At 70.9% G+C, this 15,873-nt stretch carries 8 protein-coding genes; 2 read left to right on the top strand and 6 right to left on the bottom strand.

All coding sequences use genetic code 11. The annotated features are described in order from the left end of the window. Positions 1–495 precede the first annotated feature (495 nt). The 5 genes from OG928_RS38630 to OG928_RS38610 form a co-directional block, all read right to left on the bottom strand. Positions 496–1,668 (bottom strand): hypothetical protein, encoded by a 1,173-nt coding sequence (locus tag OG928_RS38630; protein ID WP_331766669.1) that lies wholly within the window; start codon positions 1,666–1,668, stop codon positions 496–498. A 110-nt stretch (positions 1,669–1,778) separates the two neighbouring features. Beyond that, on the bottom strand, positions 1,779–2,990 hold the full coding sequence (locus OG928_RS38625; protein WP_331766668.1) for a hypothetical protein: 1,212 nt from the start codon (positions 2,988–2,990) through the stop codon (positions 1,779–1,781). After that, positions 2,987–6,457 carry a hypothetical protein gene (locus OG928_RS38620; RefSeq protein WP_331766667.1) on the bottom strand — a complete coding sequence of 1,157 codons (3,471 nt, stop codon included), beginning with the start codon at positions 6,455–6,457 and terminating at the stop codon, positions 2,987–2,989. The genes OG928_RS38625 and OG928_RS38620 overlap by 4 nt, the downstream gene beginning before the upstream one ends. A 21-nt stretch (positions 6,458–6,478) precedes the next feature. Beyond that, positions 6,479–8,674: a hypothetical protein gene (locus tag OG928_RS38615; RefSeq protein WP_331766666.1), complete on the bottom strand. Its 2,196-nt coding sequence runs from the start codon at positions 8,672–8,674 to the stop codon at positions 6,479–6,481. Between the two features lie 11 nt (positions 8,675–8,685). Next, positions 8,686–11,511: a DUF6603 domain-containing protein gene (locus OG928_RS38610; protein ID WP_331766665.1), complete on the bottom strand. Its 2,826-nt coding sequence runs from the start codon at positions 11,509–11,511 to the stop codon at positions 8,686–8,688. Between the two features lie 485 nt (positions 11,512–11,996). Between OG928_RS38610 and OG928_RS38605 the strand changes: the two genes are divergently transcribed. After that, positions 11,997–12,422, top strand: a complete 426-nt coding sequence (locus tag OG928_RS38605; RefSeq protein WP_331766664.1) for a cupin domain-containing protein — start codon at positions 11,997–11,999, stop codon at positions 12,420–12,422. Between the two features lie 415 nt (positions 12,423–12,837). Then, complete coding sequence (locus tag OG928_RS38600) at positions 12,838–13,491, top strand: tetratricopeptide repeat protein (RefSeq protein WP_331766663.1); 654 nt, start codon at positions 12,838–12,840, stop codon at positions 13,489–13,491. 155 nt (positions 13,492–13,646) lie between these two features. Here the strand turns inward: OG928_RS38600 and helR are convergent, their stop codons facing one another. Next, complete coding sequence (helR, locus tag OG928_RS38595) at positions 13,647–15,797, bottom strand: RNA polymerase recycling motor ATPase HelR (RefSeq protein WP_331766662.1); 2,151 nt, start codon at positions 15,795–15,797, stop codon at positions 13,647–13,649. Between the last annotated feature and the right edge of the window lie 76 nt (positions 15,798–15,873).

The following is a 15,873-nucleotide window of genomic DNA, read 5'->3' as shown; positions in this document are numbered from 1 at the left end:
CTGACATTGGTGACGCACCGCCTCCGGACATGGTTCTTCCTCAGCCGAGTCGCGCGGGACCGTGAATCCCCTCGCGGGCACCGGTGCCCGGGGTGCCGGGGTACGGGGTACGGGGTCGAGTAGGAACGGAGCAGAGACTGCAGTTGGTGTCACATGACTTGACGCTTGCTGCGGCGGGGGAAGTTGTCGATCGTCACGCCCTGTTCAACGACGCCCGCGCAGGCCACCGGCCCGGCCATCCCAGTGTTGAGGCGCGCCGCAATGATCGGCCAGAGCCGTACCACCGCCGGTCGTGTCAACTCATGTGACACCAAACTGCAGTCTCTGGTGAGGTGCTCAGTCGAGGCCGGCTCGCAGGGCCGTCGCCGACCCGATGCGAAGAGCCGTCCGCGTTCTTGCGTTCGGACGGGAACAACGGGGCACCCGACCGGGTGTGGTCGTCGCCGAACCGGCTTCGATCACGGCGTTCATCGGGAGATTTACGGCTATGACCTTTCAGGGGGCCGGGGTGGGGTCGGCCGGCGGTGATTCGGCGGCGCCGTTCGTCGCGTCGGGTGTGTCGGCGGGGGATGACGTGGTGACGAAGCGGGTCGCAGTGACCTGGCCGCGAGTCGAGATGCCCCCGGAGACCGACTGGTCGATGGAACTGATCACGTCGATCACGCCACCGTCGCCGTGGCCGAGCCGCTTCGTGAGCAGGAGTCCCGTACCAGAGACCTTGACGATTCCTTGCGTCGTGACCTCGCCGTCGACGCCGAGAGTGCCACGGAGTGTGGTGTTCCTGCCGACGGTCGCGCTTCCGGTGACAGCGAGGTCCCTCTTGGCCGTGACCTGCCCGTTCGCGACGAGCTCGCCGTTGGCGGTGGTGATGCCGTTGATCGTGAGGTTGTTGACGACCAGGTCGGGCTCGTTGACCACGAGCGTGGTGCTGATCGTGCGTTCGACGGTGTTGTTGCCGGATTGGGCGATGCCTCGGACGTAGAACACCGTCGTATGACGGACGTTGGTGACCGGGTATGTGCGGCGACTGGTCACGTCGACCTCGGCGAGGTCGTAGAGGAGTTTGTAGGTGGCGCCTTCGGACGCCTCCCAGGTCAGCGTCGCCGATCCGCCGTTGTCGACGATCAGCGGCCGGACGATGAGGTTCCGCAGGTAGAAGCCGGCCGGGAACTTGCCGATCCCGAGCGTCGTCGTGTCCGTCCGCCACGCCGACGTGCCGACCGCGCGGTACTCCAATTCGATCGGGATCGGCACACTCCCGACCTGCCGGTTGACCCGGATGCCGCCGAGCTGGATGGTGACGCCCGCACCCGCCTCGATCCGGGTCGCGTCGGATGGCGGGGCGAACACGATCCGCTGGTTGGTCGGGTCGCTTGTCGGGGTCCAGCCGGGCAGGCTGATCTGTGCGGCGATCCCGGTGAGGTCCAGGGCGAGTTCGGCCGACGCGGTGCCGGTGGGGATGTACACGGTGAGCTTGCGGGCCTCGATCGCCGTGCCGGCCTGGCGGGAGCCGACGATGACGAGGTCGGCGAGTTCCACCGTGCCGGTCGCGGGGGAGACTCGGATCGGGTCGGGGTCGGTGGTGAGTTCGTACGACAGGACCGTGCCCTCGGCGAGGGCGTCGGGGTCGTCCGAGGTCGGGGCGATGGTGTGGGCGACGAGGCTCATGGTGGGTGTCCCATCTCTGCGATCGCGGCGTAGGGATGCCGAGCCCGGCCCTGCCGCGACGACCGACGGAGGTCGTGCGGAGGGCCGGGACGGTGCGGAAGCCTGTGGGATCAGTCCGTAGGCGTTTCGGACGGTGCGTCGGGGGATGCAGAAGGCTCGTCGGGGGTTGGTGCGTCCGCCGCGGTCGGCCTCACCGGGGTGTTCGGTCCCAGGGCCACCCATTGGAAGTTCGGGACGAGGCCTCCGGCGGGGGTGTCGTAGTAGTAGTCGCATCTGGCCCCTTTGGGCGCCGGCAGGATCGCCGAATTGCCCATGACGCCCATTCCCGTGCCGGGGTTGCTGGTCGCGGTCGCGTGGTAGTTCACGTCGCCCACTACCACTTGGAGACCGGCCTTGGTTTCCTTTCCGTCAGAACGGGTGGTGTTCGCGATCAGGAAGCCCGCAGTGGGGGCGATGAACCAGCGTCCCCACATGGATTCGGGTGGAGTCGGCAGGGTCTGCGGGTTCATGGCGAGGTTCGCGGTGCCCTGAACGGTCAGATTGCGGACGACCAGGTCGGGTTCGTTGACCGTGACGGTGGTGCTGAGGGTGCGTTCGACGGTGTCGTTGCCGGATTGGGCGATGGCGCGCAGGTAGAACACCGTGGTGTGCGCGACGTTGGTGACGTCGTATTCGCGCCGGTTCGTGACGTCGATCTCGGCCCTGTCGTACAGGAGCTTGTACGTGGCGCCGGTGGACGCCTCCCAGGTGAGGGTGGCCGTTCCGCCGTTCTCGATCACGAGCGGCTTGGCGATCAGGTTGCGCAGGAAGAAGCCGGCGGGGAACTTGCCGACGCCGAGTGTGGTCCTGTCGGTCTTCCAGGCCGAGGTGCCGGCCTCCCGGTATTCGAGTTCGATGACGACGGGGGCGCTGCCCACCACCCGATTGATCCGGATGCCGTCGAGTTGGATCGTGACCCCCTGTCCGGCGCCGATCGTCGCCACCCCCGACGGTGGGGCGAACACGATGCGCTGGTTGGTGGGGTCACTGGCCGGGGTCCAGCCGGGAAGGCTCGTCTGCGCCGTGATTCCGGTGAGATCCAGGGCCAGTTCGGCCGATGCGTTGCCCGTGGGGATGTACACGGTGAGCTTGCGCGCGTCGATCCCCGACCCAAGGTGTCGGCTGCCCACGATGACCAGGTCGGCGCGTTCGACGGTGCCCGTGGCGGGCGACACCCGAACCGGATCCGGGCTGGTGCTCAGCTCGTACACCAAGACCGTCCCGACGCCGGCCGCGTCCGGGTCGTCCGAGGGCCCGGCCACGGACTGGATGATCAGGCTCATGCGCCATCCCCATTTGCTCGCGTCGCCTCGACGGCGTCGTCCAACACCCAGAAACCCGACCGGAGTTCCGCCTTTCCCACCGGCATCCCCGTCGGGTCCGGCGCCGTGATCGGCAGCGACTGCCACTCGTCGCCCGCCGACTCCGCCCACGACCAAGAACCGATGGCGGTCGCCGGATGCGGCATGATCGCGGCCCCCTCGACGACCGATGCCAGCATCGGCCCGGCCCGGAAGCTCACCGCCATCCGCGCCAGCGCCTGCGCCGTGAACTGCTGTGGTACGTACAGCGATCCGACCGGCAGGATGTCGGTGACCGCGTGTACCGCCACCCGCGGATCCACCAGCAGCGTCGCGATCGCGCTGCTGTCCCCGCCGAACGCGAGCTTCAGCCGGTCGCCGGTGTCGACCCAGCGCAGATATCCATCCGACTCGCCCTCCGGCTCGACGACCGTCTCGAAGTGGTCGTAGTCGTCGTCGAGCACATAGCCGACCAGGCCGTCGTCGGTTTGCTTGGCCTCGCCCAGCCGGATCGTCCACTCGTATCCCGGCAGTTCCGGCGGCGTCGGCTCCTCGGCCAACACCTGCGACCAGCCGAGCGACGTGCGCGCCGCCCCGTACAACTCCAGGTCCAGCCGTGCCCGCACGAGCGCCAGCGGCCGGCCCAGCAGGAACCCGAGCCCCGGGTCCTCCGGTCCGTCCGGGTCGATCGCCGCCAACGCCTCGTCCAGCGTCGCCCGCACCGCGTCCAGCACGGCCGGGCCGCGCTGCCGAATCGCCGTCAGCAGGCGCGCGGTGTGCGGGGACACCACCGCCAGCTCCGCCAACGTCGTGACCGTGGACCCGGGCAGCGCGGCCCAGTGCACGATCGGCCCCTCCGGCGACATCACCGTCCGCAGCTCGCCCAGCGCGTCGCCCGCCGGGTCGAAGCACACCAGCGAACGGTCCAGCCGGTTGTGCAGCAGCCACGCGCACACCGGGTTCGCTCCCGGCGTCGCCTCGACTTCCTCGTCGCGTGCGGCGTCGAGGAAGTCGAAGCGCAGGCGGGCCGGTTGCAGCAGTCGCGGGCCCAACTCGACGAAGCGCGCCTCGGCCAGCTCCTCGATCGGGTGGTCGGGGACCATCGTGACCGGGAGCACCGGCTCGAAGTGCAGCGGATCCGAGATCAGGTTCACCGCGCGCCCGAACCGGTCGACGACCGACAGGCCGGTGAACGCGAGCTGCCCGGCCCGCAGTTCGTGGAACCGCGAGTCCTCCGGCTCCTGCCACGGGAACAGCGGCGGCTTCCCCGGCACCGGCGGCAGGCCGGTGGCGTCGCCGACCAACTCGCCGAGGACCCCGTCCGGGGTCGGCGCGACGCTCGGGTCGCGCTGATTCAGCGCGGCGCCGAGGCCGTCGAGCCGCTGGGACAGGAAGTCCTCCGTCCGGGCCTGCTCGCGCAGGGATCGGATGATCTCCTCGGGCAGATCGCCTCGGTGCGCCGCGTACGACGCGAGCCGGCCCTCGGCCTCGTGGCCCGCCGTCGGCGCGAGCATCTGCCGGCCCTGGACGGTGATCGCCTCGGGGATCTCGGCGTCCTCTTCGCGCTTCCAGCGGTAGCGCGTGCCGTCGAAGTGCCATCGCTCGGTGTCGCCCTGCCGATACGCCAGCGGCGTGAACTCGGCCTCCCACAGCAGGAACAGCGGCAGCCACGGCTGCTCCCACAGTCCCGTCCCGTACTCCGGCAGCGCACCGGTCACGGTGCCGATCGGGCCGGCACCGGCCGCCGCCCGAGCCCGCGCGAGCAGGAAGAACTCGGTCAGCAGCGCCGGGAACGGGAGCCCGGCCGGCAGCCCGGCCGTGTTCACCTGCGCCACGTCGGTGGTCACCGACGCCGAGTTGCTCGACCCGATCGCGCTGACCAGCCGGTCCGGGGTGCGGCACGGCAGCCGCGTACCGCGCGTGAGGGGCGCGTTGAGGTTGGCCCCCTGGAGCAGGACCACCGGGTCGGCGCTCTGCTGGTACGGGTCGACCGGGACCCGCGACAGCGTGCGGGAGCGGGCCATCCCATTCTCGGCCGCGTGCTCGGCGGCCCTGCGGGCCAGCTCCTCGGGCGTCGTTCCCCAGGGAATGTCGGCCCGCAAATCCCGGAGCTGGTCACTCAGTTCGCGCACCTTGCCGGCCGCGCCGGCGCTGTTCGCCGGGTCCAGCTCCGCCTCGATCGCCGCCGCGAACGCCGCCGGCTGCTTGGGTTCGAGCGACAACGCCCACAGGGCGTACAGCCGCTCCTGCGCGGCGGCCAACTCGCGCTCCGCCGCGTCGTGTTCGGCCTGGGCCTTGTTGAGGTCGGCCACCACGGCCTGTTCGGCGGCCCGCTGGTCGGCCGTCAACGCCACCCGGCTCGCGGGCTCGCCGTGCTCGACCACGCGCCAGGTGAACCCACCGCCGGCCGGGCCGAATCCGCCTTGGTGGGCCGCCTGGTCGGTCAGCTCCTCGCCGAGCCCGTCCGAGCGATCCAGCGCGTCGAGTGTGCCGAGCGCGAACGCCCGGAACATCAGGGCCTCGTCGGCGTCGAGCGCGCTCGCCCCCGCGTTCTGCTCCTGGAACCCGGACATCGCCTCGCTTGCGCTGTTGCCGATCGAGACCGCGACGTCGTCGGGGCCGGGGCACTTGGAGGGCGGTACGCCGCCGTCCGGCACCCAGTCGATGTGCAGCGCGCTGCCGGTGTAGATCGACCGGTCGATGGTGCCGGTCGCGGTGGGTGCCGACCATTCCAGCCGATCGAGCAGATCGGTGAGCGTTTCGCCGCCGGGGGCGAGGATGTCGGCAGTGGGGTCGGAATACCAGCCGATGACGTGGTAGCTCAGCCGGTCGGCGCCCTCGACGTCGTCGAGCGTGTCATGGATCGAGAACACGTTCTCGTTGTACGGCTGGAATGCCGAGAACGTGGGGATGCCGGGGCCGACCGCGGTCAGGAACGGGTCGCCGGGGTTGCTCGGTTCGCGCCATGGTTGCGCCGCCGTGAGGTCGTGTCGCAGCCCGATCAGGGTGGCCCGCAGCCGGCCGGCGTGCGGGTCGGCGAAGGACACCGTCCCCTCCACGGTGCCCTCGCCGTCCTCCGCCGTGCCCAGGTGGTCGCTCTGGACCACCCACGCGCGCACCTGTCGCCCGGTCGGCCGATAGCGGATCACCAGCCATCGGTTGGGCACGAACGGGAACCCGCCGACGCCGTCGGTCTCGTCGTGCGCGCCCCGGGCGAGCGCCTCGGGGAGTTGCCATTGCAGATAGACCCCGCGCTGCTCCACCTCGGGGTTGGGCCACAGTTCGGTGTCGAAGGGGGCGGGTTCGGGCGCCAGGTTCTCCTCTTCCAGCATCCGGAAGTTGGTCTGCCAGCGCTGGAAGACGTAGGTGCCGTCGGTGTCGCGCGTCTGGGTGTTCACGGCCAGCGCGGAGACTTCGACGGGCACCACGAGCGTGGTGATCGTGGACATGTGATGGGCTCCCGGGTGAGGTCAGGACCGGTCGAAGGTCTGCAACTGGGGCGCTTTGATCATCTGGAGCGCGAACTGCGCGGACGAGAGCGTCGCGCCGCCGAAGGTGGCGGAGAGCGCGGGCAGCAGTGGGTCGCCGGGACCGGTGAGGTTGATGACGTCGTGACCGCCGGGCCGCAGGAACCGCCCGAACCGGTCGTCGCCGGGGTTGCTCGGGAACTCGCCGTCGGGGTAGCCGATCTGTGTCCCGCTGATCTTGCGCCGCTCGATCGTGCCGTTGTCGCCGAACCCGAAGTGCAGGCCCTGCGGCGGCTCGGCGAGCGTGAACGCGGCCACCAGGCTTGGGTACAGGAACAGCTTGACCTCGGTCCCGTACACCGCCTCGCGTACCGGCGTGAGCACCGCGCCCGCGGCGTTGTAGGCGGTGATGATCGTCTTGGGCCAGTTGGGGATCAGCGCCGAGTGGATCAGTACGCCCGCCGTCGGCGGCGCCGCGACCTCGGCCGCCAGCGCGTTGAGGTCCGCGTCGAGCGTGTGTCCGACGCCGACGCTCAACGCGCCGTCGACGGCCGCGCGCACCCACCCCGCGTCGATGTGGAAGAACCGGATGCTCTCGACCGGCAACATCCCCGCGTGCGGCACCAGGTGCTCCATGGGAATCATGTCCAGCACCCGCAGCCGTTCCAACCACGCCGCGACCGGCTGGAGTTCGGTCGCGGTGGCGGTGCGCAGCAGGCCGCGCACCGATTCGCTCGCGAGCGTGGCGCGGATGTCGGCCGCGCGTGGGGCCGGCTGCCGGGCGGTGCGGGGCGCCGCCCGCCGCCGGCCGGCGGCGACCTCGCCGCCGGCCCGCCCCAGCGCGCGGGCGAATCGCGCGCCGCCCTCGTCGAGCAGCAACCGGTCGAACGCGTCGCGGGTGGGATTGCCGGTCAGTTCGGCCGCGGTGACGGCGCGGCCGACCAGTCGCGGATGGCTGAGCATGCGCCGCGCGGCGGACCGGGCGGCCTTGCGGAACGCGAGCAGCGAGGTGCGGAAGTCGGCGTCGGCCAGCGCGAGCGAGCGGCCCAGGGTGAAGGCCGCGGCGTAGCCGGCGTCGAAGACCCCGTGCCGCTCCAGGTAGATCAGCGCCTCGCCGGCGGACTCCAGCCGGGTCCTGGGCGCGGGCACGGCCGGCAGCCGCTGCGCCGGGGCGGCGATGAACGGCCCGCGATGGAAGGCAACCGTGCGCTCGCCGGTCTCCAGGCGCTGTGGCAGCGCGGTCGAGCCGGTCGCGAACCGGTCGATCACCTCGCGCTGCGCCGGCGTGGGCGAGCCCGGCGGGGTGCCCGTGGGCAGTCGCAACAGCAGGTCGGGCGGGCCCTGTGCGGGCGTTCGGCCCTCGGTCGCCAGGTGCTGGACCAGGTCGCCGAAGCCGACGCCCGAGTCGGGCTCGGTCTCGAAGGTCCAGGACCACAGCGACACCATGCGCGCGTCACCGGGGAAGCTGCGGTTGCCGCCGAGGTAGGCCTCGAACCCGTCCAGCGAGACCACATGCGCGACGTGCAGGCCGCCGTCCACGTCCGGGAAGCGGTTGCCGACCACGACCGCGTTCAGTTCTCCCTCGACCGGCTCCGGGTCACTGCCCGCGGCCCGGGTCGCGTCGGGAGGGCCGCCCTCGCGGACGTGCGCCAACAGGCCCAGTTCGTCGGGGCGTGGGACGAGCGCGGTGAACAGCGCGCCCGGCACCAGGATCGTGTTGCAGGACAGGTCCCACTCGTCGTCGAAGATCGCGCCGGCCGGGATCTCGGGTGCCCGCCCGCCGAGTTTGTCGTCCAGGAGGTCGCGCACGGTCGCCACCTTGACCTTGCCCAACGCCTGTGGGTCCTCGGGCAGTTCGTTCTCGCGGAAGACCATCACCGCCATCCACGGCACGCTCTTGTCGTGTCCGTGCAGCGGCCGGAACCACGGCACGGCCGGGGTGTCCATCGTGATGTGCGGCAGGATCTGGCTGTAGAGGCCGATCGATCCGGGTGCGGGGTAACAGGCGAGCACGTCGGTTGGCGCGATCGAGAAGCGCAACTCCCTGACGTCGAAGGGCTGTTGCCGTTTGGGCAGGCGGTCGGCGGTGTTGATGCCGGTGATCGTCTGGTCGATGGTGAGGTCGTACTTGCCCGCGTACAGGGACGGGATGCGGTGGTCGAACAGCCGCATGCGGTGTTGCGCGTTCGGCGCGGTCACGGGGATTCCTCTCAGCCGACCGGCACGAGCATGGGCTCGGCGGTGAAGGCGGTCGCGGCGGCGGCGGCGAACGCGGGCAGGTTGGTGTCGAGCGCGCCGAGGTCGTGGCCGATCCCGGTCAGCGCGGCGGCGAGTGCGGTCCGGGCGGTGCGCTGCGCGGACGCGTCGACGGTGTCGCGGATGCGGCCGATCACGCTCGTCGTCGGCCGGGTCGGGATCGGGCCGGTCGGTCCGGTGGCCGGGTCCAGCGGGACCGGCCCGTCGGGGTTGACGGGGTCGAACGCGATGGCCTTTTCGGAGATGTAGCCGGTGGAGACGCCGTACTCGGCGGGCGGCGACCCGAACTTGGCGCCGATGAGCTGATTGCCGATCAACTGCTGGCCGGGCAGCGGGAGATGGTTGGGCTTGCCCGCGCCCCACAGCGCCTGCGGCACGGCGGTGGTGATCCGGGTCCGTCCCCACGCGTGCAGGTCTGCGGGCCTGGTGTCGTAGGCGAGCGAGACCCGCTGGACGCTCGTGCGCCCGCTCTGGCCCATCGGGCGGATGTTCAGCGGGCTGCCGGTCTCGACCGCGGTGGTGCCGGTGCCCAGGTACAGCGCGGTGACCGGGACCGCCGAGTCCGTCGAGAACTCGAACCCGGCCGTCGAGGTCTGCCACGCGTCCACGCGGCGCGCGCCGCGGGTCGCGACCACGCGGTCGCTGATCAGCCCGGCGCCGGGAATCGCGCGGACCGTGTTGTCCGCCGGCGGCAGCATGTCCTTGAAACGGTCCCAGTCCAACTCGTTGCCGGTGCCCTGGCGGTCGGCGCCGAAGCCGATCGTGAACGAGATGAACCACAGGTGGATGGTCGCCTCGCCGCCGGTCGGCGGGCCCCAGACACGCAGGCTCACCCCGACCTCGATGGTGATGGTGATCTTGATGAACCAGATCTTGATCCGGGCCTGCACCCCGACCCGGACGCTGATCCCGATGTCGAAGTAGAACGGCTTCCACTGCACGAGCGCGTCGACCTTGGCGGTCAGCCACGCGCGTAGCGCGCCGGACTGGAAGCGCACGTCCAGGCCGCCGCCGGCCATCACGGCGGCCGGGGTGATCGCGAAGTAGGCGCTGCCGGAGATCGTGACGTTGCCGGACAGGTCCCAGTCGAAGCCGAGCCGTGCGGGCGCGTTGTAGTGCGTGGGCCGCTGGTAGCTCGGGTGGTAGCCGCCCATCGAGAACACGAAGTCGCCGGCATTGGGGCTGTTGCCGTACCAGATGGTGAGCGAGACCGCGCCGCGCAGCCGGCAGTTCGGGTCCAGGACGTACGAGCTCGGGGCGATCGCGGCGCCCAGGCTCAGTTCGCCCTTGTTCGGCTTGATCACGGCCTGGATCGCGAGCTCGGCCTTGGCGTACTTGAAGTCGGCGTCCCGGGGGAAGGAGGTCCCGCCGATCCCCAGGAGCGCGACCGTGAAGTCGGCGCCGGTCTGCACGATCACCATCGCGTTGCCCTGGATCAGCTCGAACGCGCTGAACGCGAGGCCGGCGGCGACCCAGACCTCGCCCTGGGCCGGGCGTACCCACGGATTGCCGCCACCGACGAGGTTGCCGAGGATCGCTACCGGGTCCTCGCTCTCGGCGCCGATCGCGCCCGGGTTGCTCAGCGCCAGCACGAACGGGAACGAGTCGACGTCCTCCACGCGCGGGATCCGGATCCGACTGTTCCAACCGATGCCGAGCGCGATCCCGCGGATCTGGAACGGCGGCGGGCCGATGCCCTTCTCGCTGCCGAGCGAGCCGAACCCGAAGAATGACGGGTCCACGGAGGAGTTCGCGGGGAAGACGTAGGCGCCCATCGCGGTGCCGTACAGGCCGCCGGTGTCGACGAGCAGGACTCCGCCGAGGATGGCCTTGTACGGGTCCACCGCCTTGATCGCGGTCAGCGCGCCGGCGATACGCAGCGGTGAGTTCTCGTAATCGATCGAGACCGCCTGATCGCCGGTCGGCATGCCGATGTCCGACCAGCCGCGCGTGTTGCGAGTTGCGCCGGGCGCGAGCACGGTGAAGCCGTCGGGGCCGGCGATCGCCTTCGGCGGCGGGCGCAAGCTCGAACGGGCTCGCGTGGTGCCGGATTTGGCGGTACGCACCGGCAGGGCGCGGCCGAGGCCGTCGCGGCGGTCCGGGTCGCGCGGGGCCGATGCCCGGTCCGGGCGGATCGGGACCAGGCGCGGGCCGGGGAGAACGAGCCAGGCGCCGGCGGGCAGGTCGGTGGCGACGGCGGGGGTGGGGGAGTGCGCGGCGGCAGTCAGCAGGCCGGCCGCCTGGGCGAGTTGATCGGCCGTCAGGTCCCGTGCGGTGCTCAGCACTTGCCAGCCCTGGGCCTCGACGATCAGGAGCGGCAGAGCGCCGCCGAGGACGGCGAGCCGGTTGCCGGGGCCGTGCGCGGACAGGATCGGGCCGGCCCCGTTGTGGATCGTGGTCACGGAGGTCGCGGCGGCGGCGTCGGGCAGCGTGGGGCAGGTGCCGCCAAGGCGCTCGGCGAGGACGTGCGCGGGGACGCCGGGCGCGGGGTACTCGGCGGTGATGGCGACACCGGTCAGCAGGTCGGCGTCGAGCGTGAAGTCCACGCGCACGGAGACCGGTTCCTCGCCCAGGACGGTTGCCGCCCGGCCGGTACACCACAGCTCGGCGGCGCCGTCGTCGCTGCCGTCCGTGCGATCGAGGCGGAGCACCCCGTCGGGGAACCAGACCCCGAACGGGTCGGGGGACAACCCCAGCGTCTTCCCCGCCACCTCGATGCGCCGGGCGCTGTCACCGTCTCCGGTGAGCAACGCCCGCAACTCTTCCACCTGAATCGCCACGTGGGGCCCCTTCTGTGTGCGTCGGGATTCTGCGTGCGTCGGGCGGTGTGTTCGCTCGTCCTCGGGACGTGCGGAGACACCGGGACGGGTCGGACTCGCCCCGGCCGAGAGTGCGTTCGGATGCGGCACACCGGAAAAGTGCTGTGACCGGAAGATCACGTTGCGTAGCTCGACCGTAGGGCCGGAATTCTCGATTCAGTAGGGGTTGATCAAGCCAAAGCGGGGGATCCGGGCAGAATTGCGTGAAACGGGCATACGTGTGGGTTGCACTGGGCCCCCGACCAGGGAATCCTTGTCGATGATCGCTCAATGTAGCGGAGTCATTACCTGGTGTATTCGATGTCCGGAAAGCGTGCCTGGCGCGGCGCCACGGGTGGCGACCGGGGGTGGCGGGCGGCGGTGGTGTGGATCCACTGCGAGGATCCGCGCGGAATGTGCGATTCCCGGCACTCGCCGGCGGGTGCGCGGCGCGGCAGGCTGCTCTCATGATCAACAACGGCCACGAGCCGATCGACCTGCGGGCGGCCCTGGACAGCTTCGACGCGCTGTGGAGTCCGCGGATCGCGGCGCGCGTGAACGACTACGACGTACGGGTGGCCAAGGTCGCCGGCGAGCACATCTGGCACGCGCACGACGACACGGACGAGTTCTTCCTGGTCCTGGACGGGGAGTTGGCGATCGCCCTGCGCGACGGCGAGCCGGCTGCGGCCGGTGGCCCCGGCGCCGAGCGGGTCGTGACGCTGCCCAAGGGCTCCGTGTTCGTCGTGCCGCGCGGCGTCGAGCACAAGCCGTCGTCGTCGGCGGGCGCCTCGATCCTGATGTTCGAACCCGCAGGCACCCTGACCGTGGGCGACCGCCACGACCCGATCCCGGCCCACGTGGACGCCACCACGGGGCACGGGCTGGGCTGAGCGGCGACGGGCGGCCGGCGATCGGGCCGCGAGGTCGCGAGGTCGCGAGGCGGAAAGTGTCACGTTCGGCGTTGCCCACTTGTCCCATGCCCGACAGCGCTTCCGCACCGGAACAGGACGACCCCCGTGAACATCGCCTTATGGACCGCCGCGCAGATCGTCGTGGCCGTGCTCGTCCTCGACTCGGACCCGGTGAAAGGCATGTGGTCACGGGCGGACCGTTCGGCATCGGACCCCACCTCCGCCCCCGGCCCGTCGTCCGAACCGTCACCGCCGCCACGCCTGCTCGCGCCACGGCCGCGGGACTCCGCGCCGTCATCGGCCCGGCCCGAGGCCCGATCGATGCCTGACGAAGACCCGAGGCGGGGCGTTAGGCTCTCGGGTTCACGAGTGTGAGTGGCCGAGGGGGCGAGCGATGAGTTCGGACGACCGCATCGAGCGAGCCGATCTGACCTACCAGCGCAGTGTGTTCACCGGAGACGTCGACGAACTGGAGGCCGCGGAGCGCGGGTTGGACGGGGTCGACGCGGACTCGGCGTTGGCGCGCGGCCGACTCCTGCACGCGCGATTCCTGGCCCGACGCGACCGGGACGCGACCGAGGATCCGCGTGAACTTCCCTTGTTCCAACGTGCGTTGGAGCTGTACCGGACACTCGGCGACCGTCGCGGGGAGGGCGAGTCGCTGTTCTGGGTGGGCATCGTCCATCAGGTCGTGCGAGGCGATCACGACCTGGCCGTGCCGATCTACGAGCAGTCCCGCGACCTGGCGACGAAGGCCGGCGACAAGTGGACCCTGTCCGAGGTGCTTCGCCACCTGGGCATCGCGGCCCATGCCGCCGGCCGGCTGCGGGAGGCGCGCGAACACCTGACGGAGTCGTCGCGGCTCCGCCGGGAGATCGGTCACCTGCCCGGGGTCGCCTCGAACATGATCGGACTGGCCTACATCACCTCCGCCGAGGGCCGCCGGGCCGAGGCCATGGCGGTCCTGGCGGAGGCCCACGTACTCGCCGAGGCCCACGGCGCCCGCAACATCGCACGCCAGGTCGAGGAGGCCCGCGGGCGGATATGAGGCGGGGGCGCGTGGGCGGGGCCACGCGGTGTGGGAGCCGGGCCGCCCGTGTCCGCTGTCGGGGATGACCACGTCGTAGCCGGGTCGTGCCGGGCTTGATCGGCGTCCGGGAACGCCGGCAACCCGGCCGACGGCGGGCGTTCGTCCGGCCGACGTCAGGAGCTCGTGAGGATGACGAGTTGCTGGGTCGCTCGGGTCATCGCGACGTAGCGGTCGACCGCTCCTTCGACGCCCTTGCCGAACGTCTCCGGGTCGATGAGGACGACCAGGTCGAACTCGAGCCCCTTCGACAGCTCCGGGGTCAGCGACCGGACGCGGGACGTCGTCCGGAACGTGGGATCGCCGATGACGCAGGCGATCCCGTCGGCGTGTGCGGCGAGCCAGGTGTCGAGGATCGAGCTCAGATCCGAAGTGGATCCGTGTACGACGGGGACGCCGCCGCTGCGGATGGAGGTCGGCACGTTGGCGTCCGGGAGCACGGCCCGGATGACCGGCTCGGCTTCCGCCATGATTTCTTCCGGCGTCCGATAGTTGATGCTCAGGGAGGCCAGGTTGATCCGGTCGAGCCCGACCCGCTCGAGCCGTTCCTGCCACGACTCCGTGAACCCGTGCCTGGCCTGGGCACGATCCCCGACGATGGTGAAGCTCCGGGACGGGCAGCGGAGCAGCAGCATCTGCCATTCCGCGTCGGTCAGTTCCTGAGCCTCGTCCACGACGATGTGCGCGAACGGGCCGGCGAGCAGGTCCGGTTCGATGCCGGGCGACGCGCTCTCGTCGACCAGGGTGTCCCGGATGTCCTGTCCGCGCAGCATCGTCACCACACCTTCACCGTCGTCGTCGGCCTCGAGCAGGGCGTCGACGACGTTGGTCATGTGCTCGCGTTCGGCGGCGACAGCGGCCTTGTGCCGACGCTTGCGTCGCGACGCCTCCGGGTCGCCGAGTCGCTGCTGTGCCGCGTCCAGGAGCGGCAGGTCGGACACCGTCCAGGCCTGGGCGTTCTCGCGCCGCAGCTTCCGAACGTCATCGGGGCCGAGCCAGGGAGCGCACATCCGCAGGTAGGCGGGTACCGACCACAGGTCTCCGACGATGTCGGCCGCTTCGAGCAGCGGCCAGGCGCGGTTGAAGGCCGTGAGCAGTTCCTCGTTCCGCTGGAGCGACCTGCGGAGCAGGTCGGCGGAGGCGTCGTCGTCGTGCTTGTCCACCAGGATCGTGAGCAGTTCCTCCCAGATCCGGTCGCGCGCGTCGTTGTGCGGGGTACCGGGTTCCGCCGCTTCGAACGCCTCGGCCCAGTCGGCGGCGGTCAGCCGGATGTCGGACCAGTGGGTCGTGATCGTCATCCCCTTGGTGGGCGGCTCCTCGTAGAACCTGACGGCCGTCTCGATCGCCTTCACCAGGTTCGCGGACGACTTCAGGAGGGCCACGTTCGGGTCGGCCTCGATCGTTGCCGCGGCTCCCTCGGCGACGAGGTCTCGCAGGGTGCAGGTCTGCACGCCCTCCTCTCCGAGGCTGGGGAGGACGTCGGCGACGTAGCCCAGGTAGGGCTGGTGCGGACCGACGAACAGCACGCCGCCCCGGCGGTGACCGAGGCGAGGGTCGGAGTAGAGGAGGTAGGCGGAGCGGTGCAGAGCGACGACGGTCTTCCCCGTACCCGGACCGCCGTCGACGACGAGAGCGCCGTGGGATCCCGCGCGGATGATGGCGTCCTGGTCGGCCTGGATGGTGCCGAGCACGTCGCGCATCCGGGTCGACCGGTTGCTGCCCAGGGTGGCGATGAAGGCGGACTGGTCGTCGAGCGCGGCGTGCCCGACAAATCCGTCCGAGGTGAACACCTCGTCCCAGTAGTCGCTGATCCGGCCGCGGGTCCAGCGGTACCTGCGGCGGCTTGCCAGACCCATCGGGTTGGCGTGGGTGGCTCCGAAGAATGGCTCGGCCGCGGGGGTGCGCCAGTCGATCAGCAGCCGACGACCCGCGCTGTCCGTAAGGCCGAGTCGTCCGACGTACACGGGCTCGGGGCTGTCCGCACCGACCATGTGTCCCAGGCACAGGTCCAAACCGAAGCGACGCAGCGCGCGCAGGCGAGTGGTCAGCCGGTGGATCTCGATGTCCCGGTCCATCGCCTGCCGGCCTTTGCCGCCGGGCGCCCTGCGCTCGGCGTCGAGACGCTCGGACAGGTCGGCGATCGACTCCTCGAGGCACTCCGCGATGGCCGCGAAGTGCTGCTCGTCGCCGGCGATCAGCGTCGGGTCGGCCTTGGGGGAGAGGTGGTCGGGAAGGTCGAACGCGCTGGTGGTGGTCAGGGGGTTCACGGCATGAGCTCCGATCTGGGTCGCTTGCGACCATTGCGCGCAGCAGGGGATTGGGACCGGCGGGACGAACCCGGTG

It is taken from the genome of Embleya sp. NBC_00896 (assembly GCF_045207785.1).
GTDB lineage: Bacteria > Actinomycetota > Actinomycetes > Streptomycetales > Streptomycetaceae > Embleya.
The sequence above is the reverse complement of the archived record's forward strand: the minus strand, read 5'-3'. Positions and strand labels throughout refer to the sequence as shown.